Here is a 26,519-nt window from a genome sequence, read left to right as displayed (position 1 = left end):
ACCTCCGTCGGAGCGGCGCCCCGGTCGCGCGGGCGGCCGTCGGCGCGGCCCCGGGCCCCGGGCCGAGCGCCTGGAGGCGGGGAGCGGGAGTGGTGGCCGGGTGGGGGTGACCTACAAGTACTTCGGCGCACCGGACGGCGCGACCGCGGCCCGCGTCCCCATCTCGATGCGCCCGGAGGAACTCGGCGGCGACGAACTGGGCATGAACGGCATGTTCACCAAGATCAAGCCGGAGACGATGGCCGCGATGGTCCTGACCGGCATCGAGGGCATCCCCCTGCACAAGGTCCCGCCCCTCGAACTGGTCGTCCTGCACCCCGACTACGCCGTCGTCAAACTCCCCATGACCGTCGTGGACCCCCTCCGCGGCATCGGCGAGGAAGCCGTCGGCGCCGCGGCCTTCATCTGGTCGACCGTCCCGGACCGGGGCGGCCCGCGGGACGCGTTCAACGTGTACCGACTGCTGCACGAGTGGCAGGACTTCTCGCACCGGCTGCATGAGGCGGGGCATCAGGCGTACTGCCTGGTGTGGCCCTGAACTGGGGTTTTGGTCGGTTCGGGCGGGGTCTTCGGGCCTCGCCCTTTTCAGTGCCGGAGAGGGGCCGTCAGACGGCCAGGGCACATTGAGGGCACATTGGTTTCGTTGGGGGCACGGATGTGCCCTGGGCGGCGGGCGGGGGGCCGTCGTCTTTCGCCTCGGCTTCCGTTTCCGTGAAAGCGTCGTCGATCGCCTTGCGGGTGCGGGTCTCGCTGGACGGCAGCAGGTGCGTGTACGTCCGCAGCGTGAAACCCGGGTCCGAGTGACCGAGGTACTCGGAGAGCGCCTTGATGCTTTCCCCCGCGTCCAGGAGTACGGAGGCGTAAGCGTGCCGGAGGGCGTGCATGCCGTCCTCGGGGGCCGCCTGGAGGTAGCGCGCGCCGCGCTCGCGGGGAGGGATCACGCCGGCGGCGGCCAGGGCGCGCTTCCAGTCGCCCATGTTGAAGACGCTGCGGTTGTACGCCCGCTCCTTCGCGTCGACGAAGAGGAGGTGGAAGGTCTTCGGCTCACCGTCCGGCTTGGCCCAGGGCAGGGTGACCTCGACCGCCGGGAACTCCTTCATGTGGGCCTTGACGGCGACGGCAAGCTGGGCCGGTAGGGGCACCGACCGGATCTTGTTGCCCTTGGGGAGGGCAAAGACGGGCTTCGTGCCGACGAGCCGCACCTGGCGGTTGATGTGGATCCAGCCGCCCTTGAAGTCGATGTCCTCGACGGCGAAGCCGAACACCTCGCCCTGGCGCAGGCCACAGCCGAAGGCGAGCTTGCCGCCGGCCTGGAAGCGCTTCGGGAGAGCGGCGATGACCGCTCGCACGCGCTCCAACGACCAAGGGATGATCCTCTTCTTGGTCGCCGTCGGCAACTTGACCGACTTCGCCTTGCAGGGGTTCTTCGGCAGCAGCCCGTCCTCCACGGCCATGCCGAGGATGCTGGAGAGGATGTCGAAGATGCCCTCGATCGTCGACACCTCCAGTTCGGCGTCTTGGAGCGTGCGAATCCAACCCTGAATGATCGAGGGCTGGTTGAGGGACCGCAGCTCGCGTCGGCCGAGGTGCTCGACGATGTGGTTGCGGACCGTAGCCTCGTAGCGGAGCGCGGTCGTCGGGCCGACGGAGTTCGCGTCGAGCCACTTCTGCGCGTAGGCGCCGAGCGTCTGCTTCGTCTCGGCCGGGACGACGTAGGAGCCGCGCCGGATTTCGACGTCGACCTCGGCGGCGCGGTTGTCCGCCTCGGCCTTCGTGTGGAAGTTCTCCTTGCGCTGATGGCCGTCCAGGTCGCGGTAACGGACCTGCCAGCGCTTGCCGATGCCGTGGTCGGCGGTGGGGACCATCCGCTTCGTACGGCTCTTGTGTTCGCCGCACTCGGCCTCGGCGGGCTTGGGGTGGGACTTGTGCCAGCGGTCGTACACGTCAGCCAAGAAGGGCCTCCTGGATGGGGTTAGGGGACTGGGCGGTGGCGTAGGGCGTGGCGATGCGCGTCAGCCACGGGAGCAACAGGACTGCGGGCGGGGTCGCGAGCTGGCTGCGCACGAGGCGTAGGTGCTCGATAGCGCGGGCGGTGTGGAGGCCGGCGGGGCCTATTTCGATAGGTCGGTTGGGCATGACAAAAAGCTGTAACTTGCAGTCGGCCGTCATGGCAAGAGTTAGTTCTTAAACTCTCCAAAAGTCACCCGAGGGCGAAGTGATGTTCGTCTCGTCGAATTTCGGCACATCACGAGCCGTTTCGGCGGGGAGGTTGTGCTACCTTCCCTCCGCATCAAAGAAGTGGGCGATTTGAGCGACTATCGGGCGCGATGTCCGCTGGACTGGCCACGTCACTCCTCAGCGCTGGACGCCGCCTCTGAGCTGCTGAGGTACCGGATTCCGGCACTTCAGCCAGTTGCTGCGCCCCAGAAAATTTCGGCTTTAGTGGGAGCGATTTCGGCAACCGGGGATCCGCCCTTACTGTTTTGGTCTTCCCCGGCGATGCCGAGGAAAGTAGCCGGGGGTTCCAGAATTCACTCTGGACGCTTCCCAGGTGGTGTGGATGTGTTGCCCACGCTTGCCATCCAAAACTCTGATTCCTATATGGAGACCTCATTGCCGAACAACTCCCCGCGCCTTGCCGGCGCCGAGCGTGACCAACTCGCCACTCCCGCCGACGTGGCCGCGTACCTCGGGGTACCGGTGAAGACCCTCTACCAGTGGAAGTACCGGGGCATCGGCCCCAGCGTCCACAAGGTCGGCCGTCACCTGCGCTACCGCTGGCGGGAGGTGGACGCGTGGCTGGATGCCCGGACGTCGTACGACCTCACGGCCTGACCCCGCGTCTGGCGCGAACAACGAAGCAGCCCCCGGCGCGCCAACGCCGAGGGCCGAAGACTTCCAACTGATCGCCCATCCCTGAACGAATGAGCTGGTGAGGAGCGGGACATTGCCCGTCCTGCCCCTCACCGGAGAGGAACGCCTATGGAGGACTCTACGTCCCCCAGCTCCACGAACACCTCCCCGACCGGCTGGCCCACTCCCGCGGTCCCCGGCGAAGGCATCCCCTGGCGCCGCAGAGATCAGGCGGACACACGGTCCCCGGCGTCGGGGACCGTCGAGCACTCGGCGGATGTGGAAGCACACGGGGACCGTCCCCAGCCGTCTGCTGATGCCGCTGTTGGGGACCGTCCCCGCGACGTGGCCGCTGCTCGGTCCCCGCACATCCCGGTCCCCGTATTGACATCCGACGCAAATCCGCAGGTCAGCGGCGTCAAAATGGGGACCGGTCCCCAAGAGGCTGCAGTTGCACCAGGGGACCGCAGCGGGGACCGTGATCACGGTCTGCGCCAGTCGCTGGGGACCGACAACCCCGTGGCGGGAACCGCCCAGCAGGAGGGGACCGGTCCCGTCGACGCACGGGGACCGGATCACGGGACCGGCTCCCGGCCTCCTCGGGGACCGGCAGGCCCCAGGGAACAGGGTTCTGGCAAGGGTGCGGAACTGCTGGATGAGTTGCGGGCGGCGATCGGCAAGTACGTCGTGCTGCCCAGCGAGGAGGCGCTGACAGCGGTCACCCTGTGGGTGGCGGCCACGCACATCCAGACCGTTCTGCAGCACGCGCCGCGTCTGGCGGTCGTAGGCCCGACGAAGGGCTGCGGCAAGTCCCGTGTTCTGGACGTGCTCCACGAGACCGTGCACCAGCCGATCATGACGGTGAACATGTCCACGGCGGTGCTGTTCCGCGTCATCGGCATGAACCCGCGCACGATCCTGGTGGACGAGGCCGACACCATCTTCAGCAAGGCTGGCGAGAACGAGGAACTGCGCGGCCTGCTGAACGCCGGACACCAGCGCAACCGGCCGGCCTGGCGCATCTCCGGTCCGGAGCACAAGCCGACCCCGTATCCGACCTTCGCCATGGCCGCGCTGGCCTCGATCGGCGACCTGCCCGACACGATCACAGACCGGGCGGTCGTGCTCCGCATGCAAAAGCGCAAGCCGGGCGAGAAGGTGACCCCGTTCCGCTCGCGCTACGCCACACCGGAGCTGAACGCACTGCGGGACAAGCTGGCCACCTGGCTGGGACCGCTGCGCGGCACAGCCGGCCGCATGGCGCCGACGATGCCGGTGGAGGACCGGGCGGCGGACACCTGGGAACCGCTGGTCATCATCGCCGACCTGGCCGGCGGCCACTGGCCCGCCAGTGCGCGTGCGGCCTGTGTGGCGATGACCCGGTTCGAGGCCGTCCAGGACGAGCAGACCAACCTGAAAACGCGGTTGCTGCGCGACATCCACCGCGTCTTCGAGGCACACGGCAACCCCGAGGCCCTGTCCAGCCAGGATCTGGTCGCCGCCTTGCTCCAGGACCCCGACGCCCCCTGGGCGGAGCACGGCACCAAGGGACTCAACGCCTACTACCTGGGCAGAATGCTCCGGGACTTCGATATCCGTCCGGCCAACTACCGGTTCGATAAAGGCAGGCAGGCGAAGGGGTACGCCCGTAACCGGTTCCTCGACAGCTGGGCCCGACACTGCCCCGACCTCGCCGAGACGGCGCCTGCCCCCACGCACGACGCCACGCCCGCGCGCCCGGCCCAGGGCAAGCCGCCCGCCGCCCCGGCGGGCTCGCTGCCCATCGGCCCGCCCGGCGGCACCGCCGGCCCCAAACGCGCCCGCTGACCCGCCTCCCCCTGGGTCCGTATCACTGCGTCGCATCCGTCCCCGCGCAGGTCAGCGCGGGGACGGATGTCCTCACCGGGACGGACATCTCCGTACCTGCCCGCGCGTCCGTACCTGTGCTGACCAGGCATGGGACGCATGCGACGCACGTGACACATCTCCCGCCCCCTCAGCACCGGAGCACCCCCATGCACGAAGAGCACCACGAACTCCCCACAGCTCAACAGCAGACGCCCACCACCTCAGCCCCAGACAGCGCAGCAAGTTGTCGGGTAAGGAGTCCTTACCCGCCTTCCGCCCCTGGGGTGGCGGAGGCACCCGGCGCCGTGGGGGCGCCGGGATCGGCTGGCCTGGGGGAGCCGACCGATACGGGAGACACCAGACCGTCGCCGCACGCCGCGCAGACCCCGAAGCCGCAGCGCCGTCTGCGTCAGCCGCGCCTGCGCGAGCGCCGCGTCCACCCCCGTTACAGCGACAGCGAGTTCACCGACCTCGCCCACGCCGCCGCGCTCAGCCGTATGCAGATCGGCGGCTACGTCGCCGAGGCGTCGCTCGCCGCGGCCCGCGCCGAGGACCCCACGGCGGCGATCGCCGACTACCGCGCCATGGTGCAGGTGCTTATGGCCGCCAACCGGCAGCTCGCCTGGCTCGGCAACAACCTCAACCAGCTCACCTGGCATCTCCACAAGGACGGCGCCTGGCCCGAGCCCGACGTCGTTCACCGGCTCCTGGCCCGCGTCGAAGCATCGATCACCGACGTGGACACCGCGATCGCCCAGGTCACCGAGGGAAGGCAGGGCCGGTGATACCGAAGATCATCACCGGCAAGGGCAGCACCCGCCATCTGATCGCCTACCTCTTCGGCAAGGGCGACGCCAACGAGCACGTCGACCCTCACCTGGTCGCGTCCTGGAACGACTTCGCCCCCGACCCCGGCCGCAGCCCGCACCGCGACCCCAAGGAGGTGGAGAAGCAGCTCTACACCCAGCTCGACCAGCCGGTGGCCATGCTCGGCCGCCGGGCTCCCCAGACCACGGTCTGGCACTGCCCCGTCCGTGCCGCCCCAGAGGACCCCATCCTGTCCGACGCCCAGTGGGCAGAGATCGCCCGCCGGATCGTGGCCGCCGCCGGCATCGCCCCCGCCGGAGACACCGAAGCCTGCCGCTGGGTGGCCGTACGCCACGCCGACGACCACATCCACATCGCCGCCACCCTCGTCCGCCAAGACGGCCGCCGCCCCAAACGGGACTACGACATCCGAGCCGTCCAGCGCGAGGCCCGTCAGATCGAAGTCGACTATGGGCTCAGGCGGTTGAAGCCGGGCGACGGCACCGCCGCCAAACGCCCCACCAGCAAGGAACACTTCAAGGCCAAACGCCTGGACCAGGACGCCACCGCCCGCGAGGTCCTGCGTATGCGGGTGCGCAGCGCGGTCGCCGCCGCGGCCGACGAGGCCGAGTTCTTCTCGCTGCTGGAGGCGACCGGCGTGGACGTGCGCCTCAAGCTCGCTCCCTCCGGCGACGCGCTCGGCTGCAACTTCGCCCTGCCCGGCAACGTGAACGAGGAAGGCGACCCGGTGTGGTTCGCGGGCTTCACCCTTGCCCCTGACCTCTCCCTGCCCAAGATCCGCGAACGCCTCGCCACCACCAGCCCCGAGCCGGCCACCGTCCAGCCTGGCAACCCGTGGCACCAGGCCTCCGCTGCCACCGAACGCATCCCCCACCACCTCACGAAAGGCGACGAGCAGACGGCCCAGGGCCAACTCGTCGCGCTCGGCGCGACGCTGGACCTGCTGCCCGTCATGGCACCGACCACGGCGCGAGCCGAACTCGAACAAGCCGCCGCTGCCTTCGAGCGCGCCACCCGCTCCCGCATCGCCGCCGACCTCGTCAGCACCCGCGCCCTGCACCGCAGCATCCAGACCATCTGGCGCGAGAGGCCACAGGACAGTGACGGCACCGGGCTCATCATGCTCCTGGACGCCGCACTCACCGCGGTCGCCTTCGCGCTGCACTGGCACCGCACCCGCCAGCACGCCCAGCAGGAGGCGGCAGCCGAACAGGCCCTCCTCCATCTACAGACCGCGTACGCGCGGACCGCCGAGCCCGTCCTGGTCGGCCTCGCCAGCCGGGCACCCGGCCCGCAGACCAAGCGCCGCTTCGCCCACCACCTTCAGGATGTGGTTCCGGAGCACGCCGAGCGCATCCTCAACGACCCCGCTTGGGACGCACTCGCCACCGTGCTCGCCGAGGCAGAGGCAGCAGGACACAACGCAGCCACCGTCCTCGGCCAAGCGCTGCACCAACGTGCCCTGGACGACGCCCGCAGTCCCGCCCGCGCGCTGACCTGGCGTATCCGCCGCCTCGGCGAGCGCCACGTTCCCGGTCCGTGGGCCCAGGCAGCCAGGGCCCACAGTGCCATGCAACGGCCCAGCGTGCCGGTCCACCCCGCGGCAGCCATTGGCCGGCCACCACCAGGGGTCACCGACACGGCAGCGCTGATCAGGCCGGTGCGGACAGCTTGGGCGCGAGGAGCTCCAGGGCTTCCTCCCAGCGGTAGCGGTCGGCCCCGCCGCCGGCCTTTGGCCGGTGCGGTTCGTACGAGCCGATCAGGACGCCCATCTCGCGTAGCCGTTCCAGACTCCGGCGGTACGCGGGGTGGGCGGCCTGGGCCGAGTTCAGGTACGGCAGCACGGCGACCGGGATGTCCATGGCGGGTGCTTCGCACAGGACGCCCAGGGCGAGATTGTCGGAGATCCCGGCGGCCCACTTGTTGACGGTGTTGAAGCTGGCCGGAGCGACCGCGATCGCGTCCGCGGGCCGAGTCGGGCGCGGTTCGCCCAGTGATCGCCAGGCCGAGCGGATGGGGCGGCCGGTCTGCGCCTCGACCGCCTCCGCGTCGAGGAAGCCGAGTCCTTGTGGGGTGGCAATCACGCCGACGTCCCAGTGCCGTTCATGTGCTGCGGTGATCAGCTTGCCGACGTCGGCGGCGACCCCGGACGCGCAGACCACGATCTGGAGGAACGGCTTGTCGGGCTGATCACTCACGCGGGCACTCCCAGTTGGCGGCTGAAGTGGTGCAGCTCGGGCAGTGCCCGGCGGCGGTCGCGGGCTGCCATGTCGGCGACCAGTTCGCGTACGGCCGGGCGGCGGATGTCCTGTGCCGCGCAGCTCTCGGCGATACGCAGGGCCTGGTAGCCCTCGGCGAGCCTGCCCTGCTGACTGTAGGCGCGGGCGGTCTCCACCCACAGCGCGGCCCGACGCTCGGGGACAGGAATGTGCCGCCGCATGAGCGGCCGTGCGGTTTCCAGGGCGATGCCGGCGTCACCGAAGGAGACGGCTGCGCTGATCTCGTGGAGTGCAACGTTGGTGGGGCTGAAGTTCGCCCAGGCGTCCGGCCGGTCGAAGGCGACGTAGCGAGCAACTTCCTTGGCCTCGGTGAGGAAGTCCTGGGTGGTGTCGCGGTCACCGTTTCTGCTGGCGGCGGTCGCCCCGCGGAGCAACAGCAGACCAACCGCTGCCAGGTACCGGGGCGAGCGCTGGTCGTAGGAGCCGGTGAGCTGGTCGGCAGTGTGGCGGACCATGTTCACGGCCTGGGCCGTGTGCTTCTCCCGCACGAGGACGTGAGCGTGGACGCGGACACTCGCGGCGAGGACGACGGGATCCCCGGACCGTTCCGCCTCGGCCATGGCCCGACCGGCCGCGAGCCAGGCGTTGCCCTGATCGGCCCGCTTCAGCAACAGGCTCACCGATGTCTGGTAGGCGGTCGCGAGCAGCCCGGACACCTCCGCCGAGCCGGATGAGCCTCCGGCGGCCTGACGCAGGTCGGCGATCAGACCCGGCAAGGTCTGCTCCAGTTCCGCGTAGTCACACGTGCAGAACATCCGGCGTACGGCCCGTGCCCGGTCCCGCAGCTCGTCGATGCCCAGGGCTTGCCCGGTGGCCGCGGGGCTCGTGCCTGGCAACAGGACTTGGATCAGCTCGTGATGTGCCGCGCTCGACGACGGCGGAGCCGCGAGCGCGGCGACGCTCGCGGCAAGGAAGGTACGGCGGTGCATGTCCTCTGTTCCGGGCTCGGCGGGGCTGGCATCAGAAGCGGCGGCGAGGCCGAGACGTTGCGGCGGAATCTCCAGCACCTGCGCGATCTCGCGCAGCACTCGCACGTCCTCGGTACCCCTGCCGCTCTCCAGGCGGCTCACCTTCGACTGGTGATACCCAAGCGCGGCGGCAACGTCCTTCTGCGAGCGCCGCTGTAACACGCGTGCCTGACGGATCACTTCGCCGATCCGTCTCGCTTCACTCTGTGCCTCGGCCATCTGTGCCACGGCCCCTTCTGCCGTCGCCGATCCTGCCTGCTCAACCGAGAGTAACCGAGCGGCATTTGGCAGTGATGCAGCTCCTGCATAAGTGATGCAGCCTCGGCACACCGACTGGTTCCGCTTACCTCCGGAGCGATTGCGTGGAGTGGCCGAACCGACCAGGAGGCCGCTCATGGAAGCGCATCACATCCGGATTCCCGTCTCCGGCACGCCAGCTGCCGCAGCGTCCGCGCGCCAGCAGCTCGCGGACGGGATACGGACTTTCAGCGCCTTCCTCGGCCCCGAACTCCTGGACGCGGCAGAGCTGGTGGCCGCAGAGCTCATCGCGAACGCGGTCCGGCACGCAAACGGCGGCCCGATCACGGCCGGCGCCTGCCTGAGCGACAAGGGACTGCGGATCGGGGTGAACGACGCCAACCCCGCCGTCCCACAGGTCGGCCTGTCGGATGTGGACGAGGAAGGCGGACGCGGGCTGTTCCTCGTCGCAGCACTCGCGGACCGCCACGGCTTCGATCCGCTGCCGCCCGGCAAACGCTGCTGGGCCGAGTTCAAGGTCAGCACCCTACTACCCACCGCATCACACCTGCCCCTGCAGAGGAGTTGACCGTTGACAGCCGTACGCATTCCCCCCGTCGCCGCAGAAGTGGTCGCCGTGCGACCCGGCAGCCCACTCGCTGGCTCCATCACCGTCGACGGCTCCAAGAACGCGGCCCTGCCCCTGCTGGCCGCCGCCGCGGCTCTGCACCGCCCGGTGCATCTGAGCAACGTCCCGTCGAACACAGACGTCGAGACCATGCTCACCCTGCTCCAACAGGCCGGCTGGCACACGGCCCGTCCGGTCAGCGACCCGCACACCACGGTGATCCTGCCGAGCGACAAGCCCCAGCCGGGCCCCGATCCTGAGGTCGCCGCCCGTATCCGGGCCTCGTACTACCTCGTACCGGCCCTGCTCGGCGCGTCCGGGCGAGCCCGGCTGCCCTGGCCGGGAGGCTGCCGGATCGGGGAACGCGGGATGGAGCAGCACTTCAACGTCTACGAGCACTTCGGTGATCGCACGACCGTAGACGGCCACGGGTACGTCGTGGAGGCAGCCACTGGTGGGACCGAAACGGTGTCCGTGGTGCTGCCTTTCCGTTCTCGCGGGGCGAGCATCGCCGCCCTCCTGCGCGCGGTCGTCGCCGGCCGGTCGCTGCGCCTTGGCCACCCCAATCTCTCGCCTGAAGTCATCAGCGTCGTAGAGGCGTTGCAGGCGGCGGGATGGGCGTGCCGGGTCAGTGAGTCGGTCCTGACGCTGTCACCACCCACTTCCGTCTCGACGGAGACCACCGTCTGGGCGGTGCCTGGCGACAAGGTCGAAGCCGGGACGCTGGCCTGTGCGGTCGCGGCGACCGGCGGGGGTGCACATATCCGGGGCGTACGCGCCGACGACGTCGCTCCCCTGGTCTCAGCCTTGAACTGGCTGGGAGTCCCAGCCGACGTCGAGAGCGATGCCTTCACCGTCCGGGCTCACGACGCCGAGCCGACCGGGCGATCGTTGCGCGCCATCGCCTCCCTCTCCCCCGGCGGTCTGGACGCCGACTTCGAACCATCGCTGATGGCCCTCGCCCTCGGGCTGCCCGGCACTCACCTGTTCGCCGACACCATCAACCCCGGCCGTCACGGCAACCTGCTCCCCCAGCTCGCGCGCCTCGGCGCCGAGATCCACGAGCTCTCGCCCACCGAATGCCGCCTCACCGGACCGCAGCAGCTGACCGGCGCCGGCGTGGCGGCCACCGACATCCGCACGGGCTCGGCCCTACTCATCGCCGGCCTCACAGCGAGCGGCGTCACCACCCTCGGCGGCCTCGAACAGCTCCGGCGCGGCCACGCCGACCTGCCCACCAAACTGCACGCCTTGGGCGCCGACATCTGCGAGGTCACTCCATGACCCGGCAGCTCCAGCGAATCACCGCCACGACCGACGTCCACTCCTCCTTCGCCCAGGCCACTCCGATGCTCGCCTACCTCCACGCGGCCAGGGCCGAGAGCCTGGTCGTGGACTGCGGCGACTTCTTCGAAGGCACCGGCTTCTACCGCTTCGGCCAGGGACAGATCGAGCGCGAGGTCCTCACCAGCCTGTACGACCTGCTCGCCCCCGGAAACCACGGCTGGCCGCACTACTTCGAACCGCAGCTGCACGAGATGACCGTGTGCGCGAACGCAGCCGATAGCAGTGGCAAGCCGCTCTTCGACCGCGTGCGCATCGAGCACATCGGCGGCCGGCGAGTTGCCGTCACCGCGGTAATCGGCCTGCAAGCCTTCAACGCGATCCCTGCCAACCAGCGCACGGGCCACCACGTCACCGACCCGGCCCAGGCCCTACGCGAGGTGTTGCTGGAGCACCATCACCGTGCCGACGCCTGGATGGTGCTGTCCCACTCGGGCTTCGACGAGGACCTGAAGCTGGCCGCCGCCTGCCCGTTCGTGGACGTCATCTTCGCCGGGCACTGCCACAGCGACACCTACGGCCCCGTGCCCGTCGGTGACACCCTCGTCGTCAAGGGCCACGAACTCGGCGTCGGGTACGCCACCGCCGAGCCGGTCGGGGCCGGCTGGGCCGTCCGCGTAGGCACCTTCCCCGACACGTCCCTCATCCCCGAGGACCTCGCCGTACTGCAGGAGAAGATCGCCCTCATCGGCAGCACCCTGGGGAGCCGACTCGGCATCGTGAACGAGCCGTATCTCAATACCCTGTTGGACCGGCGCCTCCTCTTGGACGAGATCGCCACCCGCCTGCACACCGGCCTCGGAACGGACGCGGTCATCCTCAACGAGACCGCTCTGCGTCCCGTACCGCTCGGCGATGTCCTCACCCTCGGCGACCTGCTCGCCATCGAGCCCTTCGGCAACCAGCTCGTCCACGCCTTCTTCCCCGACGATCAGTCCGAGGACCACGCCAAGCTGCTCGCTCATCTCACCGAACACGTCGGCCCCTTGGCAGTCGCGCCCACGCCCCTTCCACCCACAGCGCGCATCGTGCTGACCACCGACTACATCGCCGACACCTATCTCGGCGGCCGCACTCATCAAGCCGGACTGCGTCTGGGCCAGGCGGTACGCAGCGTCCTAGCGGCCCCGTTCGCTGACTCTGCCGATGCTCTTCAAGGGGGCGCTCAATGATCCTCACCGGGCCCGAAATCAACACGGCCGTCGCCGACGGACGCCTTCGTATCACCCCATTCGACCCGAAGCAGACGAACCCCAACAGCTACAACGTCCGCCTGGGCGCCACCCTGCTGACGTACGCCACCAAGGTCATCGACGCCCACCACGCCAACCCCACGCACACGATCCGAATCGACACGGACGGATACGTCCTCCAGCCCGGCGAGCTGTACCTCGGCCACACCGTCGAGGAGGTCGGCTCGGACCTCTTCATCCCACTGCTGTTCGGCCGCTCCTCGGTCGGACGACTGGGGTTATTCGTCGAGATCACCGCCCCTATCGGTGACATCGGCTTCCACGGCCAGTGGACTTTGATGCTGTCCCCCATCCGCCCTCTGCGGGTGTACGCGGGCATGAAGATCGGGCAGATCATGTTCTTCGTCTCCACCGGGGACGTCGACCTGTACCGAGGCAAGTACCAGGGCGCCGCCGGCCCCCAGCCTTCCCGCTACTGGCGGGATGCGGCACACGTGCAGGCGGGCGCCTCGTGATCCTCACCGGCTCCGCCATTGCCGCCGCCGTCAGCGCAGGCGAGATCACCATCGCGCCCTACGACCCGGCACGCCTGTCCCCCAATGCCTACGACTGGCGGCTGGGCGACACGATCCGCATCTGCGACGGCGACCTGGACGCCGCCGCCCCCACCGCCTTCACCGAACTGGCCATCCCCGCCTTCGGATTGGTCCTGCAGCCTGGCGTGCTCTACCTCGGCGTCACGCTGGAGAGGACCGGCTCGGAAACGTATGCCCAACTTCTCAACGGCAACCGCACCATCGGCGCCCTCGGCATCTGGGTCCACGTCTCCGCTCCACTTGGCCACCAGGGCCACGCGATCCGCTGGACCTTGGAGATCCGGGCCGCCAAGCCCGCCCGGGTCTATCCGGGAATGACCTTCGGCAAGCTCGTCTTCCTGACCACTCTCGGCACCCCGGCCAGCTACCAGCAGCAGCGCGCCAAGTACGCCGCAACGCACGGCATCGACATCTCCCGCCTGTACGAAGAGATCCCCCAAGGAGCGCTGTGAGCCCCCTCGTCCGCCCGGCCGCGGGGCCGCTGGCCGCCACCTTCCTCGACCTCCCAGCCGGAAGCCCCGGCGGCAGCGTCGAACTCTTCCTCGACCTGTACACCGGCGACAGGCCCCTCATCCCCGCACGGGCCTTCATGCTGGCCCCCACCCGCCCCAAAGCCCACCTTCCCGCCGGGCTCGACCTGCTGACGGTCGCCGGCAAGTGCCTGGAGGGCGCCGCCTTCAGCCGCTACGTCGCGGCCCTGCGCCGGGCGCTGGTGACCGCGATCGATCCAGCCCAGATCGGGGTACTGCACCTCCAGCACCTCACCTTCGGCGCCACGCCCGCCCTGCTCCGGGCTCTGCCCGCCCACCCCAGGATCGCCTTGGTCCACGGCACCGACCTGATCTTCGCTGAGGCCCACCGCGACCAGCTCCAAGTCCTCCGCGAGACGGCGAGGGCCGCCGACGCGATCGTCGTCCCCACCGGCGCGATGGCCGACCGCCTTCTCAAGCTCGCCCCGCAGATCGACCGCCGCAAGGTCGTCTGCATTCCATGGGGCATCCCCGACCATCTGCTCACCGATCCGCCGACGCGGCCCGCCCGCACCTCCACCAGCCACCTACGACTGCTCTACGCAGGCAGGCTGACCGCCGAGAAGGGCGCAGAGCACCTGATCACGGGCCTGGCGCCCATTCCAGGAGTCGAGCTGAGCATCGCCGCCCCCAGAGCCCAGTTCCACGCCTTGGCCCCACTCCTCCAGCGGACCGGAGTGCGGGCCCGGTACCTCGGCTGGCTCCGCCGTCCACAGCTGTGGAACGCCTTCGCCGAGCACGACGTCCTGGTCATGCCGTCCACCACCCTGGAAGCCATGGGCCTGGTCGCGCTGGAGGCCCAAGCATGCGGTCTGCCTGTCCTGTACCAACCCGTGTCCGGCCTCAACGAAGTCGTCGCCTCGTCCGGAGTGGCCACCGACTTCACCCATTCCGCCGCACTCGCCCGCGACCTCGACCGCCTACGGACCGCCCCCGGCCTGTTGCCCGCCCTGCGACAGGCGGGCTACGCGAACGCCGCCCGCTACCCCCTCACCACTACCGCTCAGGCCCTGGCCGACCTTGGCTGCCAGCTCGCCTGAGACGCACACCGATCTGGCCCCGCAGCCGACGTCCGACACGCCATTGCCCCACTGGTGCCGCCCGCGTCACTACGCTGATCCGGCGGGTTGGCCACGGCGAACAGGGAGACCATGACGTACAGCACCGACCGCATCGAAGCCCTCCTGAACGAAGGCGTCCGCGACAAGGTCTACCCCGGCGCCGTATGGGCAGTCGGTGACGCCACCGGCACCCGCGCCCACGGCGCCGCCGGGGTCCTCGACCCCAACGAGCCGAACGTGCCGATGCAGCCCGACACCGTCTTCGACGCCGCCAGCCTCACCAAGATCCTCGCCGTGTGGGCCTCGATCGGAGCCCTGTGGGAGGAAGGCAAGCTCAACCTCGACACCCCGCTCGGTGCCTTCTGGTCCGAAGTCGACGGCCACCCACTCGGCGCCGTGACCGCCCGCCACCTGCTGACCCACACGGCCGGCGCACCGCTCCGCGCCCAACTCAAAAACCTCTACGGCACCGACCCCCAGGACATCCGCGACGGAGTCCTCCACGAGGCCCTGCACCGCCCGCCCGGCGAGGCCGTCGAATACACCGACCGGGCCGCCCTCATCCTCGGATTCCTCGCTGAGCACCTTTCCGGCCAGCGCCTCGACCAGCTCGCCACAGAGCGGACCTGGCAGCCACTGGGCATGGACTCCACCCGGTTCGGACCGCTGCCCGCCGAGATCGCCGCCCGGTGCGCGCCGACCGAACTCGACCAGGACACCGACACTCATCTCAAGGGCATCGCCCACGACTTCTCCGCCCGGCTCCTGGGCGGAGTGTGCGGCATCGCCGGCGCCTTCACCACCCTCGACGACATCACCGTCTTCCTGCGCTACATGCTGGACACCTCGACCGGCCTGGTGCGAGCCGGATTCGGCCCCGCCTGGACCAGACAGTCGCTGACGGTCCAGACCGGCACCCTGGAACCTGTACGCGGCCTGTTCTGGCACCCCGCCCCTGGCACGCACCTCGCCGACGGCATCTGGGTCCACTACGGCTTCACCGGCACCGGCATGTGGATCTCGCCCCAGCAAGGACGGTGGGCAGTACTGCTGACCAACAAGCTCTACTACACCCGTGACCGCCAGCCCCTGACCGACGTCCGCAACGCCTTCCGCGCGCTTACGTTCGCCTGAAGCAACCAGTGCCCGTCCTGGCTACGCCTCGATAAACCACAGGCGACGTGGTGAAGGCTTCGGCCCGTCGTCAGGACCAGCAGGGCCCTGACCAGCACGGTTGCCCGCTTCGGGTCGGTGCAGACCTTGCCCAGAACCCCCAGGTCTTGAGGTGGGCAAAGCCGTGCTCGACCGGGGCGCGGGCCGTGTGAGGACCGAAGCGTCTTTCAGACAGTCCCGCTCGTGGGCGGAGAATGTGGCATCGTCGGCCTCTTCACCGACCTTGAGCCCCTTCCATCTTCCGGTGCCGGATGCTTGGCTCTGTTGCAGTGTCCCGGCCGGAACAGCCCAGCGAGTCGTGTTGGCATGAAGCAGTGTGCCCGTTTCTGCATTGATCAAGCCATCATCGGTGAGTGTCCGCAATAGCGTTGCCGCCGCATATCACGCCTCTCACCAGGGACAAAGACGCCGTCGCGGTGGTCCACATCTCGCCATGGCACCGATCAGATGGGTTTCGACGCCCGAAATCAAGATGGTCAAATCCTCAACCAGAAGTCCCCTCGATCAGCTGCGTGCCGTTTCCGCCAAATGGGATACTCGCAAGCCAGCAATGACCGAGGATCGCACCTCCGGAACGTCTTGATCTTTTCGGCCGACCAGGCAGCCTCTGGCCACAGCCGCCGACATATGCCTACCCTCGCCACGACCACGAGATTGGCCACGGGGGCTTCTGATGACTCACTCGTCATGCACGCGCGCCAGCTCCTAGGTTCCCGCACCCTTGTAACCCTCACGACGTCGAATCTCCGCGCGCCCACTTAGCTAGACAGCTCTACAATCGCCTGCCGGAAAATCGCCGACAGGCTCATTCGCATGCCCGAATTTGAATTCCCAACACACACAAGCGGAATACTGGAAACCCATTGACAGAGGAGGGTGAACGTTTGTTTAGATCACATCCGTCCATTCGATTCCCCCGCCGACTGGCAGGGGCCGAATCAGGAGGATCACATGTCTGAAGCAATGGTTTCCGCGGTGGACGAGACCGCGTTCGCCGACCTCGTCAGCAAGATCCAGGACGCCGAGGCGTCGATGACCGACGAGCAGCGCGCGGTCATCGACCCCGCCTCCGGCGAGAAGGCCCTGCAGGAGCTCGCGGGCGTCAGCCCGGAGGAGCTGCAGGCGTTCCTGGAGGAGAAGGCCGGCATCTCGCCCGACGAGGAGGCTCAGGGCAGCGTGATGGCCGCTGCCGCGACGGTGGCCTTCCACTGTTGATCTGAGTCGTTCGTCTCATGATGACAAGCGCTTCGCACAGCCCAGCCGGTGTCGCGTCGCCGAAGACCGGACGGGAGGGCGGCAGCATGTCTTCGCCTTGGTGCGGGGCGCTGCCGAACGAGTCCGGGCCCGAAAAGGCCCGGACTCGTTCCTGGCTCTCTTCGCTCGGTATCGACCGGGGCGGCATCGTTCGGATACAGACGTTCGCAGCTCGCAACAGCGTGGCAATGCTGCACTTCGAGGACGGGACGGCACTCTTCCTGAAACAGGTTGATCCAGCAACGGCCAGAGCCGTCGGCACGGCAACCGGCAACGAAGAGAAAATGCTCAGACTGATACCCGAATCCGACGTTCCACATCACGTCAGGACGGCTGTTCCTCGTTTCATTGCAACCGACCCGGAAACCGAAACACTCGTCATGGAGGGAAAGACCGGCTTCGTTTCGATGCGGGATGTCGGCCGGAAATTCCCCGAGATCCCTGTACCACTACTGGTGTCGCTGGCCTCCGTGACCGCCGGGCTTCACACCTCCACGGTCGAGCGCTTCACCACGGACCCGGGGTACCGTCCGCAACTCATCGATTTTCCCTTCGCTTCCTTCGTCACCCTGACCCCGAGCGAGCTCGCGAGCGGACCGGGAATGGATTACTCCGACTACGCGGCCACCATGCAGGCGGTCGACGACAGTGTGGCCCGGATGCGCGAGGAGTGGACCCCGAGGCGGCTGGTGCACTTCGACCTCCGGGACGACAACATCCTGGTCAAGGACGCCGAGGGTGCGCGCCCCCAGGTCGCGCTCGTCGACTGGGAACTGTCGGGCTTCGGCGACCCGATGCTCGACGTGGGCACCATCATCGGACAGTTCCTGATCCAGTGGCTCCACACGGTGCGGGGCGACGCCGGCCGCCTGGCCGACGCCAGCACGTGGGCCACCGTGCGACGCAACGTCGGCCTTTTCCTCACCGCATACGAACACAGCGCCCCGCTCTCGCTGGAGCAGCGGGACCTCGCGTTCCGCTACGCCGGACTGTCCGTCCTGATGTACGCGGCCGGGCGGTTGGAGCAGATCGGCTCACTAGGGCAGATCGGGCATCTGTGCCTCTTCGTGGGCCGCACGTTGCTGAACGACCCCCGAGGCGTGGCCGAGCTACTCGCTCCCGGCATCCTCCGGAAGGCAGGCGCATGAACCGATACCAGGCGGCGTTCGCCGCGATCGCCGAGGACGTGGAGGTGCTGAACGAGTCAGCCTTCCACCATCGCGAGTGGGGAGAGCTTCGCCCCGCCCCTGGCGTCGAGTCCGTGCCCGAGGATCTCCCCGTCCTGCCCCACCTGTCCCGGTTCCTGTACCTGAGCTACTACGCGGGCGACACCCGCGCGGCACGCTGGCTCATCGACGGCGCACCCGTGGTGCTGGGCACGCGCAGGCGGGAGGCCCCAGCCGTGGCCCGTGCCCTGTCCGAAGCAAATCAGGGCAGTGGGTATTGGGACTCTGACTGGCGCACGGTCACGGCGGGGCCGGAGAGGTGCCGCGTGCGCAAGAACAGCCTGACCCTGACCGTCACCGCGGAGGAGATACTGCCGCCGTCGGCCGGACCGGGGCAACCGGTGAGCGTCAGGTTTCCGCCCGAGCGCCCGTACATGTACCCCGGCTGGTACCTCGCCATCGGTGACGCGGGACTGCCCCGCCACGGCGAACGTCCCGTCGTACGCCTGTACTACGCGCCTCGGGACCCGGCGGCGGCCGCCGGCCTGATGCGTGCGATCACCGACCTGTTGTGCGGCGCGGGTGTCCCGTACCAGTTGAAGGCGGCCAACCACCCGGAAGGGTACGAGCGGCGGGACGCAATGGTCCTCTATCTGTACCGGGACGACTGGCGTTCGCAAGAGCGCGCGTTGACGGACCTGCACCGGGAGCACAGCGGCACGCTCCGGGACACCGGCCCCGCATTCGCGCTGGAGCTGGGCCGGGGCTGGTGGCTGGCGGACGAGCCCGAGCAGCGGCACGGCCGACTGATGAGCTTCGGTCAGCATCGTTGCCTGCTGGTCGCTGAGGGGCTCGTGGCGGCCTGGCGGGACGGCCGGACGACCGCGGCGGACCGGCTCGGCGCCATCGAGGAGCGCTACCGGGCCGAGCGACTCGATCCCGCGAAGCCGTACCTCAACGCGCAAGGGAGCACCGCTCGATGACTCACACCACTGTGCAGGACGGGCAGCCGGTGCGCTCGCTTCCCGGCCCGTTCGTCACCCGCGTCTGTCTTCGGGCCGACGGTGGGTACCGCTGGGGAGAGAGCATCCCGGAGGCCACACCCGCCTATCTCGACGCCGACGCGCTGAACGCTCTCGCCGACGCGATCACCCCGACGCCAGCCGCCCGGTACGCCTGCCTTCCGCAACTGGCCGACGCCCGTACCGCCATCCACCCCGTTGTGGCCACACCGGCGCTGCTCAGCGACGCCGTCTTCAGCGGCTCGGCGCCCAATGAGGCAGCCGACCCAAACGACGTGCAGGTATTCCGCGAGCTCGGCATCTTCCTTGCGCACCTGCACGCCATCCCCGTCGCACAGGTGCGCGCCCTGCCGGTCAGGCCCCGCCCGGCCTGGTTGGACGCGGCACCGGACGCAGCAGCGGGCATCCGCGCCGCGCGCGACCGGCTGGACCAAAACGCAGCTCCACGCATCCGGTGTCTCGCCGACACGGATTCAGTACCGGGGTATGCCTGTCCACAGGCCGTCGTGCACGGTCGGCTGTCAATCGGCTCCTGCGTCCCCGGCACCGTTCCGCGCGTGCTCGGCTGGCGGGAGGCCGGCATCGCCGACCCCATGACCGACCTCGCGTTCCTGCTGCGGGACCTGGTGCAGGCCGCCGCGGCCATGGGCTCGCGGAAACTCCAGGAACGGCGGGCCGAACAGACGATCAGGGGCTACGAGACGACCCGGGGGGTTCAGCTGAGCAAGGACGAGCATGCACGGCTGGCAACACACCTCGCCGCTGGCATCCTCCAGCACGTGGCCCTACGCGCCTGGTCAGCGTCCGATCAGCAGGGCGCCGAGGCACTGCTGCGGCAGGGTGAACTGGCCCTTCCAGGCGTCCTGCATGCCGTGGGCACTCCCGGAGAGGTGATCTACCGATGAGCGAGCGCGCCAGCGGCCCACAGGAAGCGCTCGCCGAGGTGCGGTTGCTGTGGGGGGTGTGCGGCTCCTTCTCCGCCGTCGCGGTCCCCCATGTGAACGCATGGCTGCGCGGCACCGTGGGAATCCGGGAGATCCGCACCATCATGACCGCGCAGGCGCACGCCCTCATGGGGCCGCGCATGATCGAGGCCGTCACCGGCCACGTCCCGGTGACCGACTGGGAGGACCACACCGGCGGCGGCGCCGCGCACGTTGCCCTCGGTTCCTGGGCGGATGTGCTGGTGGTGCTGCCGGCCACCGCGAACTTCCTGGCGAAGGCCGCGCACGGCATCGCCGATGATGTCCTGACGGCGACCCTCCTCGCCGCCGAGTGCCCCGTAATCATCGCGCCCGTCATGAACGCAGCCATGTGGTCCAAGCCCGCCGTACGCCGCAACGTCGATCAACTACGCGAGGACGGCTACCAGATCGTCGAGCCGAAGGAAGGCATCTCCCTCACCGAGGGGCGCCGGGAAGCCGGTTCGCTCGGCGACTTCCAGCCGGCCCTTTCCGCCGCTCTGGTGCAGGCGGCCGCCCGACTCACACACCCACGAGGACAGTGATCAGCAGATGCCCAAACTCACACCCGAAACCGTGCTCCACAGGACGCCGTCCTTCATCGCAGAGGTCGACACCAGCAACGAGGTGAAGATCCACTTCGAGAGCCGGATCCTCAAGGTCGGCCATGACGCACTCGGCCTCCTCGACATCTTTCACCAGCCCCGCACAGTTGGCCAGGCGCTGACCCTGCTCGGCCCCCGGCTGAAGGGACCCCGGGCCGCTCAGGAAGCGCTGACCACCGTGGTCTCGCTCCACCAAGCGGGCCTGCTGCGCACCGATGCGACCGCGGGATTCAGCAACCAGCCGTTCCCCAAAGGCGGCTACGACGCCGCGTTCGTCCACATCGCCATGCTGGACGACCCAGTGCGCAAGGCCGCTTTCCAACAGGCCGTCCGCGAGACGGTCCAGGAGGGGGATGTCGTCCTCGACCTTGGGACCGGCTCCGGCATCCTGGCAATCACCGCCGCGCAGGCGGGAGCCCGCAAGGTCTACGCGGTCGAGCCAGCCGGCATGGTCCATCTGGCCCGGCGGATCGCCGAGCGCAACGGGGTAGCCGACCGCATCGAGTTCATCCCAGGCTGGTCGCCGCAGCTCGAACTCCCCGAGCAGGCCGATGTCCTGCTGACGGACATCGTCGGCAACGAAGCACTGGACATGCAGATCTGGGAGACCGTCCAGGACGCCCGGCACCGGCTGATGACGGACGCCCCTCGCCTGGTCCCCGGCCGTCTCACCTCGTTCGCAACATTAGCCCGGATTCCCGACGGCGTTCTCGACAAGCACCGGGTCACCCAGGCCCATCTCGCTCGCTGGAAGGAGATGTTCGGCATCGACTTCGGCCCCATGGCCGAGTCAGACAGCCGACGCTCCATCGGCTTCTACGAGCGCCCGGAGACCGTGCAGACCTGGGAGTTCCTGTCCAAGCCGACCGAGCTGTACCAGGTCGACCTGTACCAGGACATGGCCAGCCCGCTTGAGACCCGGTGCACGCTCACCGCCGATCGCGCGGGCGAGGCCAACGCCGTCGTCATCCACTTCGAGGCTCGCCTCGGGCCGAACACCACCCTGTCGACGGCTCCTTGGCTGGGCTGCGCCCGTAGCCACTGGTACACCGCCGTCTGGGCGCTTCCCGAACCCGTGGAAATCACCACCGGTCAGGAACTGGCCTACATCTACCGCTACTTCGGCGATGGCACATCCCACCTCGAACCCGTCGGCAGCCGCTGACCTACCCGGTGTACAGCGCAACCAAGGAGCCCTTGCTTTGAAACTGCGTTCCAGCGTTCCCAAGATCACCGGAAACGGCCCGCACCGCGAGATCACCGCCGAGACCACCTACGCACGCATGGCCCCGCACCTGAAGCGGATCGGCGTGACCAGGGTCGCCGACATCACCGGACTCGACCGGGTCGGTATCCCCGTCTACAACGCCATCGCCCCACGTTCGTTCGACATCATCTCTGTCTACAACGGCAAGGGTGCGACGAAGATCGACGCCAAGACGTCGGCCGTCATGGAGGCCGCCGAACGGTTCGCCGCCGCCCTGCCCCTCCGGCCGGCCGCCATCGCCTCCTACCCGGAACTCGAAAAGTCCGGACGCACCGTACTTGACCCCCGGTCGTGCAACTTCGAGCTGCACCACGCCTACCGCATCGACACCCCCATCTCCTGGGTGGAGGGCTATGACCTGATGCACGAGCGCAATATCCTAGTGCCGCAGTTCCTGGCCGGCTACTACATGAGCTACCACGAGGTCCCCTGCTACCCCGTCTCCACGACCAACGGCATCGCCTCCGGTAACTCCCTGGAAGAGGCCATCTGCCACGCCCTGTGCGAACTCGTCGAGCGCGACGACTGGACCATGGCCGACCTCATCTCCAACCGCCTCGGCAAGCTGGCCGCCGACGACGAAGGCGGTCCCGTCGGGGACGCCATTCGTGCCTGGGCGCAGGAGCGCCACCCCAGCCTCGATGCGTCGACGCTTCCGCCACGGGCACAGTTCTTCATGGAGAAGTTCCTGGACGCCGGGATCTCCATCGAGGTGAAGAACATCACCTCGGCGACGGGCATCCCGAGCTTCCAAGCAGTGGTGTCGGAATACGTCGCTGACTCCTTCTCCCGCTCCCACCATGGCATCGGAACTCACCCGGACGCCGAGGTCGCCGTCGTACGTGCCATCAGCGAGGTCGCCCAGTCCCGCGTGGTGGACATCCAGGCCATGCGCGAGGACATCACCGCCGCCGGGCAGCCCGTCGAGAAGGCGCTTTACCACGTGCGGCGCAGCAACCGCGCGAATCCCGACTCCTGGGCCATCAAGCCGTCCGCACGCCCCATTCGCTTCCAGGACGTCCCGTCCCATCCCAGCACGGACGTCATGGACGACGTACGGCTGCTGCTCCAGCGCCTGCGGACCCGCGGCCTCGACCAGGCCATTGCCGTCGACCTGTCAGCGCCCGGTGTGCCCGCCACAGTCGTACGGGTCATCGTGCCCGGCATCGAGTCCTGGACTGTCGACCGCAACAAGCTCGGTCCTCGGGCCACTCAGGCGTGGAACAACGCCCTAGCCGCCATCAACTCGGCCCGACAGCAGCTGCGGACCGCCGGTTCCGCCCAGTGAGGGAAGAAGACATCATGCGTACGGTCGTGTTCGTCGGCCCCAGCCTGCCGCCCGAGGAGGCTGCGGCCCACCTCCCCGGCGCCGAGTTCCTGCCACCCATCGAGCGCGGCGATATCGACGCACTCATGGCCCAGGAGCAGCCACCGCGCCGCATCGGCATCATCGACGGAAAGTTCCTGCAGAGCTTCTCCATCTCCCCCAAGGAGATCCTGCGGGCCATGGACCGCGGGGTCCGCGTCTACGGCTCGTCCAGCATGGGCGCCCTCCGGGCCGCCGAACTCGACGTGTACGGCATGACCGGAGTCGGAACCGTGTACAGCATGTACGCCTCCGGCGCCCTGGAGGATGACGACGAGGTCGCCATCACCTTCGACAGCGAGTCGCTGCGTCCGGTGTGCGAACCCATGGTCAACATCCGCGTCGCGCTCGACGCGGCGCTGCGCCGGAGGGTGGTGAGCAAGGACAACGCGGAACTGTTCCTGGAGAGCGCCAAGGCCCTGTACTTCCCGCAGCGCACCGCCGCCGCCACCCTGCACCAGCTGAAGGGCACAATGCCCGAACCCGACCGACAGCGCCTTGCCAGCTACCTGCGGTCCCCCGAGGCTCCGGATGCCAAGCGGGAAGACGCGCTCGCCCTGCTGGACCGGATGCGGCAGGACGCCAAGCAGTACAAGACCGTGCCCGTCCCGGAGGTAGCTGCCCGATGACCACGACCGCTCCCGACCTCGCGGAACGGTTCCGCACTGACGGGTTCGTCTTCCCCGTGAACGCGCTCACGCATGCCGAGGCCGAACAGGCGCTGGCCGAGTGCCAGACCTACTTGCGTGCGGTGAGCGCAGTGGGCGGCGCCCTGGCACGGTACGCGGCCTTCCCCAAGATCCACCTGGTCGCCTCCTGGGCCGATCGGATCGTGCACCACCCCGCGATCCTCGACGCCGTCGCGTCACTGCTGGGACCCGATCTGTTGGTGTGGTCCACCAACCTATTCATCAGGCCCGCTTACAGCGGCAGCTCACTCGCCTGGCACCAGGACGCCGTCTACCTCGGACTGGACGGCTACCAGCAGCACGCGGCACGCGTGTGGGTCGCCCTCACCGACACCACGATCGCCAACGGCACCATGCGCTACGCGCGGGGCTCGCACCTGCACGGCGCGTTGCCGCACCGGTTCGGCGGGTCCGGGCTGGAGGACATCATGCGCGGTGAGGAGATCGCCGTCGACATCGACGAGGCGGCGGCTGTCGACGTTCTCCTTGACGCCGGCCAGTGCTCCGTGCACCACCTGGCCATGGCCCACGCCTCGGGCCCCAACCAGACCGATACTGGACGTTTCAACTTCGCAATCGACTACATCACACCGCGAGTCTCTCCCACCGCGGGCGAGGACAGCGCCCTGCTCGTCCGCGGAACGGACACCGGTGCTTTCCTGCCCGAGCGCAGGCCCGAGTCTGACTTCGACCAGGCCGCCCTGAACGATTTCTACTCCGCTGTCACTCGTCGCCAGAAGCGGATCAACCAGACGGTCCAGAACCGGAACGCCGGGAAAGGCCCTGACACACCCCGGGACCCGTCGTGACGACGGCACACCCTGCCGGCAAGGAATCCGACTCCACGGTCTCCGAGGCCGCCGACGCCGACTGGCTGTCCGGGATCGCGCCTCCCTGGTGGACGGCCGGAAGCGTCCCTCACCGGATGGACCTGTCCGGCTGGATGCCGCCCGTGATCGACCAGGGGCAGGTCCCACTGTGCACCGCCGCGGTCACCACGGCGATCGCCGGCTATTACGCCCGCCGGGCCAAGCAGATGGAGTTCACCCCCTCAGTCCTTTTCAATTACCGGCTCTCGCGCCGACTCGCCGGTTCCGCGGATCGTAAGGGCTCCCGTCTGGAACACAGCTTCCGTGCCTGGGCGGAGTCGGGGCTGTGCGAGGAGGCAGCCTGGCCGTACGACGAACTCGGTCCGACCCGGGTCGACCGGGATCCGCCCGAGCACTGCCACGTCACCGCGCGGCACTCCCGCCCGATCGCGCGTCCGCTGCGCGCGCCGGACGGGGCCGGCCTGCTCAACCTAGCGCGCCGGTCCATCGCGCTGGGCATCCCTGTGAGCGTGGAGATCCGGCTCTGCCCGTCGATCTCCATGTCCCTGCTGAACGGCGGTGTCATCCCAGTACAGCTGCCCACGGAGCAGTCGGTGGGACCTCATGTGGTGCTGTTGACCGGCTACGACGACGAGGCGGACACCGCTCCCTACGACCGGGGTACCGGCTCGGGAGCCTTCCGCGTCCGGAACAGCTGGGGAACCGGCTGGGGGGTCCAGGGCTACGGCCTCCTTCCCTACGCCTTCCTCGAACAGAAGCTCACTGGCGAGAACTGGATCGTCGTGGAAGAGGACTGGCAGAAACAGTGAGTGCGGCTCGTCCGGAAAGCTCTCTTTTTCGGCCCGCGTCTACGAAAGAAAGCAGCCAGTACGGGTCTTCGCGTCGCTTAGCCACGAAGAGCCAGCGGGAATAATAACCAGTGAACCTAACACCCCCCACAGGAAAGTTGGTTGACGTTGCGGAGGTTCCTGGCGACCACCGCCCGTTGGGCGGCACCTACCGTTGTCCTCGCTCAGGTCTGCCTCGTACGGACCGGCGTGTTCAGCCTCGGCGAGGCGGTGGTGGTCGGACTGTTACTCGAACTCCTCCTGGCCGGGATCGTGATCACCGAATTTACCCTTGCCACGCGGGCCTACAAGACCTCCCGGAGCCGGGGGGCCGACGGGCAGGAGGCCCTCAACCAGGCGCTATCCACCGTGCTCCCTGCCCCGGTGGCCAAGGTGATGGGGATGGAATTCGGCCTTTTCCGCGCTCTTTGGCGCTGGATCCGCCGCAAGCCGGACGCACCGGAAGGCCACCAGATCCTGACCTACGGCTCGGAAATCAAGCCAATCATGTGGGCAATGGTGTTTCTCGTGCCTCTGGAGATCCTCGCCGTCGAGTTCCTCGTCCCCTGGTCCGTGGTGCGCATCATCCTGCTGGCGCTCTCCATCTATGGAACCCTCTGGGTGCTCGGCTTCATCGCGGCACTGTCCATCCGCCCGCACAGCGTCGGCGACGGCAAAATGGTGCTGCGGTTTGCTCACTTCGTACAGATCGCGATCCCGCTTGACCTCGTCGAATCGGTCCGCACGACCCGGCACAGCGGCTATCGCAGGGCCGTCCAGATCGACGACGGCGTCCTGGCGATGCCGATCGGCGACTCCACCACGCTCAGCGTCAAGCTGCGCGAGCCGTACCCTGTGGCACCCAAGACTGGCAAGCCACTTCAGGAAGTACGAGAGGTCCGCTTCGCCGCGGACAACACTCGTGAAGCCGTCCGCATCCTTACGGCGAACATCGTCGCCGACTGATCCGGTTGTCGACCCTCGACGGTCACG

At 68.6% G+C, this 26,519-nt stretch carries 26 protein-coding genes and 1 pseudogene; 23 read left to right on the top strand and 4 right to left on the bottom strand.

The annotated features are described in order from the left end of the window. Nucleotides 1-100: 100 nt before the first annotated feature. Entirely contained in the window at nt 101-538 is a 438-nt protein-coding gene (locus QSK45_RS30915; protein WP_046417215.1) for a hypothetical protein, read from the top strand. 67 nt (nt 539-605) lie between these two features. Here the strand turns inward: QSK45_RS30915 and QSK45_RS30910 are convergent, their stop codons facing one another. Continuing rightward, nucleotides 606-1,943 (bottom strand): site-specific integrase, encoded by a 1,338-nt coding sequence (locus QSK45_RS30910; RefSeq protein ID WP_285562267.1) that lies wholly within the window; start codon nt 1,941-1,943, stop codon nt 606-608. Nucleotide 1,944: 1 nt separating this feature from the next. Next, complete coding sequence (locus QSK45_RS30905) at nt 1,945-2,136, bottom strand: hypothetical protein (RefSeq protein ID WP_285562189.1); 192 nt, start codon at nt 2,134-2,136, stop codon at nt 1,945-1,947. A 465-nt stretch (nt 2,137-2,601) separates the two neighbouring features. Between QSK45_RS30905 and QSK45_RS30900 the strand changes: the two genes are divergently transcribed. From QSK45_RS30900 to QSK45_RS30885, 4 genes and pseudogenes are all read left to right on the top strand, one after another. Next, nucleotides 2,602-2,835: a helix-turn-helix transcriptional regulator gene (locus tag QSK45_RS30900; RefSeq protein WP_285562188.1), complete on the top strand. Its 234-nt coding sequence runs from the start codon at nt 2,602-2,604 to the stop codon at nt 2,833-2,835. Nucleotides 2,836-3,513: 678 nt separating this feature from the next. Further along, nucleotides 3,514-4,680 (top strand): DUF3631 domain-containing protein, encoded by a 1,167-nt coding sequence (locus QSK45_RS30895; protein ID WP_285562187.1) that lies wholly within the window; start codon nt 3,514-3,516, stop codon nt 4,678-4,680. Between the two features lie 305 nt (nt 4,681-4,985). Further along, on the top strand, nt 4,986-5,486 hold the full coding sequence (locus QSK45_RS30890; protein WP_285562186.1) for a plasmid mobilization relaxosome protein MobC: 501 nt from the start codon (nt 4,986-4,988) through the stop codon (nt 5,484-5,486). Continuing rightward, nucleotides 5,483-7,138 (top strand): annotated as a pseudogene (locus tag QSK45_RS30885) (relaxase family protein); the annotation flags it as partial. The gene QSK45_RS30890 and the pseudogene QSK45_RS30885, both read left to right, overlap by 4 nt. A 43-nt stretch (nt 7,139-7,181) precedes the next feature. On the opposite strand, the gene QSK45_RS30880 reads toward QSK45_RS30885, so the two are convergent. Together QSK45_RS30880 and QSK45_RS30875 are read right to left on the bottom strand one after the other, a co-directional pair. Beyond that, on the bottom strand, nt 7,182-7,727 hold the full coding sequence (locus QSK45_RS30880; protein WP_285562185.1) for a flavoprotein: 546 nt from the start codon (nt 7,725-7,727) through the stop codon (nt 7,182-7,184). Then, complete coding sequence (locus QSK45_RS30875; protein ID WP_285562266.1) at nt 7,724-8,995, bottom strand: helix-turn-helix domain-containing protein; 1,272 nt, start codon at nt 8,993-8,995, stop codon at nt 7,724-7,726. The genes QSK45_RS30880 and QSK45_RS30875 overlap by 4 nt, the downstream gene beginning before the upstream one ends. Before the next feature lie 175 nt (nt 8,996-9,170). On the opposite strand from QSK45_RS30875, the gene QSK45_RS30870 reads away from it, so the two are divergent. From QSK45_RS30870 to QSK45_RS30785, 18 genes are all read left to right on the top strand, one after another. Then, entirely contained in the window at nt 9,171-9,602 is a 432-nt protein-coding gene (locus QSK45_RS30870; RefSeq protein ID WP_285562184.1) for an ATP-binding protein, read from the top strand. A gap of 39 nt (nt 9,603-9,641) precedes the next feature. Then, a complete protein-coding gene (locus QSK45_RS30865) occupies nt 9,642-10,925 on the top strand; it encodes a carboxyvinyltransferase (protein ID WP_285562265.1) in 1,284 nt (427 codons plus the stop codon). Further along, nucleotides 10,922-12,157, top strand: a complete 1,236-nt coding sequence (locus QSK45_RS30860) for a metallophosphoesterase (protein ID WP_285562183.1) — start codon at nt 10,922-10,924, stop codon at nt 12,155-12,157. The genes QSK45_RS30865 and QSK45_RS30860 overlap by 4 nt, the downstream gene beginning before the upstream one ends. Next, the gene (dcd, locus tag QSK45_RS30855; protein WP_285562182.1) at nt 12,154-12,693 is read left to right on the top strand and encodes a dCTP deaminase; all 540 of its coding nucleotides are present in this window, start codon (nt 12,154-12,156) and stop codon (nt 12,691-12,693) included. The genes QSK45_RS30860 and dcd overlap by 4 nt, the downstream gene beginning before the upstream one ends. Next, nucleotides 12,690-13,226: a dCTP deaminase gene (locus QSK45_RS30850; RefSeq protein WP_285562181.1), complete on the top strand. Its 537-nt coding sequence runs from the start codon at nt 12,690-12,692 to the stop codon at nt 13,224-13,226. The genes dcd and QSK45_RS30850 overlap by 4 nt, the downstream gene beginning before the upstream one ends. After that, the gene (locus tag QSK45_RS30845; protein WP_285562180.1) at nt 13,223-14,344 is read left to right on the top strand and encodes a glycosyltransferase family 4 protein; all 1,122 of its coding nucleotides are present in this window, start codon (nt 13,223-13,225) and stop codon (nt 14,342-14,344) included. Before QSK45_RS30850 ends, QSK45_RS30845 begins: the two co-directional genes overlap by 4 nt. 111 nt (nt 14,345-14,455) lie before the next feature. Beyond that, nucleotides 14,456-15,499 (top strand): serine hydrolase domain-containing protein, encoded by a 1,044-nt coding sequence (locus tag QSK45_RS30840; protein ID WP_285562179.1) that lies wholly within the window; start codon nt 14,456-14,458, stop codon nt 15,497-15,499. A 990-nt stretch (nt 15,500-16,489) separates the two neighbouring features. Next, nucleotides 16,490-16,753 (top strand): thioviridamide family RiPP peptide, encoded by a 264-nt coding sequence (gene tvaA / locus QSK45_RS30835; protein ID WP_107481433.1) that lies wholly within the window; start codon nt 16,490-16,492, stop codon nt 16,751-16,753. A 227-nt stretch (nt 16,754-16,980) separates the two neighbouring features. Then, nucleotides 16,981-17,940 (top strand): aminoglycoside phosphotransferase family protein, encoded by a 960-nt coding sequence (locus QSK45_RS30830; RefSeq protein ID WP_167377740.1) that lies wholly within the window; start codon nt 16,981-16,983, stop codon nt 17,938-17,940. Next, a complete protein-coding gene (locus QSK45_RS30825; protein ID WP_046417231.1) occupies nt 17,937-18,941 on the top strand; it encodes a T3SS effector HopA1 family protein in 1,005 nt (334 codons plus the stop codon). The genes QSK45_RS30830 and QSK45_RS30825 overlap by 4 nt, the downstream gene beginning before the upstream one ends. Then, on the top strand, nt 18,938-19,885 hold the full coding sequence (locus QSK45_RS30820) for a phosphotransferase (RefSeq protein WP_285562178.1): 948 nt from the start codon (nt 18,938-18,940) through the stop codon (nt 19,883-19,885). Before QSK45_RS30825 ends, QSK45_RS30820 begins: the two co-directional genes overlap by 4 nt. Beyond that, a complete protein-coding gene (locus QSK45_RS30815) occupies nt 19,882-20,487 on the top strand; it encodes a flavoprotein (protein ID WP_285562177.1) in 606 nt (201 codons plus the stop codon). The genes QSK45_RS30820 and QSK45_RS30815 overlap by 4 nt, the downstream gene beginning before the upstream one ends. A 7-nt stretch (nt 20,488-20,494) precedes the next feature. Beyond that, a complete protein-coding gene (locus QSK45_RS30810; protein ID WP_285562176.1) occupies nt 20,495-21,712 on the top strand; it encodes a 50S ribosomal protein L11 methyltransferase in 1,218 nt (405 codons plus the stop codon). A 37-nt stretch (nt 21,713-21,749) separates the two neighbouring features. After that, nucleotides 21,750-23,102: a YcaO-like family protein gene (locus QSK45_RS30805; RefSeq protein ID WP_285562175.1), complete on the top strand. Its 1,353-nt coding sequence runs from the start codon at nt 21,750-21,752 to the stop codon at nt 23,100-23,102. A gap of 14 nt (nt 23,103-23,116) precedes the next feature. Further along, entirely contained in the window at nt 23,117-23,809 is a 693-nt protein-coding gene (locus tag QSK45_RS30800; protein ID WP_285562174.1) for a TfuA-like protein, read from the top strand. Beyond that, complete coding sequence (locus QSK45_RS30795; protein WP_053055418.1) at nt 23,806-24,678, top strand: phytanoyl-CoA dioxygenase family protein; 873 nt, start codon at nt 23,806-23,808, stop codon at nt 24,676-24,678. Before QSK45_RS30800 ends, QSK45_RS30795 begins: the two co-directional genes overlap by 4 nt. Next, nucleotides 24,675-25,508, top strand: a complete 834-nt coding sequence (locus QSK45_RS30790; protein ID WP_285562173.1) for a C1 family peptidase — start codon at nt 24,675-24,677, stop codon at nt 25,506-25,508. Before QSK45_RS30795 ends, QSK45_RS30790 begins: the two co-directional genes overlap by 4 nt. Nucleotides 25,509-25,736: 228 nt before the next feature. Beyond that, the gene (locus tag QSK45_RS30785; RefSeq protein WP_285562172.1) at nt 25,737-26,492 is read left to right on the top strand and encodes a hypothetical protein; all 756 of its coding nucleotides are present in this window, start codon (nt 25,737-25,739) and stop codon (nt 26,490-26,492) included. Nucleotides 26,493-26,519: the final 27 nt, after the last annotated feature.

Origin of the sequence: Streptomyces hygroscopicus subsp. hygroscopicus, from assembly GCF_030269125.1 — a bacterium.
Classification (GTDB): Bacteria; Actinomycetota; Actinomycetes; order Streptomycetales; family Streptomycetaceae; genus Streptomyces; species Streptomyces hygroscopicus_C.
This window is presented reverse-complemented; position numbering and strand designations above follow the sequence as displayed.

Bases quoted from the DNA above. Each gene is read 5' to 3' on its own strand.
- QSK45_RS30905 (WP_285562189.1), bottom strand. From the start codon at position 2,136: ATGCCCAACCGACCTATCGAAATAGGCCCCGCCGGCCTCCACACCGCC.
- QSK45_RS30900 (WP_285562188.1), top strand. From the start codon at position 2,602: ATGGAGACCTCATTGCCGAACAACTCCCCGCGCCTTGCCGGCGCCGAG.
- QSK45_RS30875 (WP_285562266.1), bottom strand. From the start codon at position 8,995: ATGGCCGAGGCACAGAGTGAAGCGAGACGGATCGGCGAAGTGATCCGT.
- QSK45_RS30870 (WP_285562184.1), top strand. From the start codon at position 9,171: ATGGAAGCGCATCACATCCGGATTCCCGTCTCCGGCACGCCAGCTGCC.
- QSK45_RS30860 (WP_285562183.1), top strand. From the start codon at position 10,922: ATGACCCGGCAGCTCCAGCGAATCACCGCCACGACCGACGTCCACTCC.
- dcd (WP_285562182.1), top strand. From the start codon at position 12,154: ATGATCCTCACCGGGCCCGAAATCAACACGGCCGTCGCCGACGGACGC.
- QSK45_RS30840 (WP_285562179.1), top strand. From the start codon at position 14,456: ATGACGTACAGCACCGACCGCATCGAAGCCCTCCTGAACGAAGGCGTC.
- tvaA (WP_107481433.1), top strand. From the start codon at position 16,490: ATGTCTGAAGCAATGGTTTCCGCGGTGGACGAGACCGCGTTCGCCGAC.
- QSK45_RS30830 (WP_167377740.1), top strand. From the start codon at position 16,981: ATGCTGCACTTCGAGGACGGGACGGCACTCTTCCTGAAACAGGTTGAT.
- QSK45_RS30825 (WP_046417231.1), top strand. From the start codon at position 17,937: ATGAACCGATACCAGGCGGCGTTCGCCGCGATCGCCGAGGACGTGGAG.
- QSK45_RS30820 (WP_285562178.1), top strand. From the start codon at position 18,938: ATGACTCACACCACTGTGCAGGACGGGCAGCCGGTGCGCTCGCTTCCC.
- QSK45_RS30815 (WP_285562177.1), top strand. From the start codon at position 19,882: ATGAGCGAGCGCGCCAGCGGCCCACAGGAAGCGCTCGCCGAGGTGCGG.
- QSK45_RS30810 (WP_285562176.1), top strand. From the start codon at position 20,495: ATGCCCAAACTCACACCCGAAACCGTGCTCCACAGGACGCCGTCCTTC.
- QSK45_RS30800 (WP_285562174.1), top strand. From the start codon at position 23,117: ATGCGTACGGTCGTGTTCGTCGGCCCCAGCCTGCCGCCCGAGGAGGCT.
- QSK45_RS30795 (WP_053055418.1), top strand. From the start codon at position 23,806: ATGACCACGACCGCTCCCGACCTCGCGGAACGGTTCCGCACTGACGGG.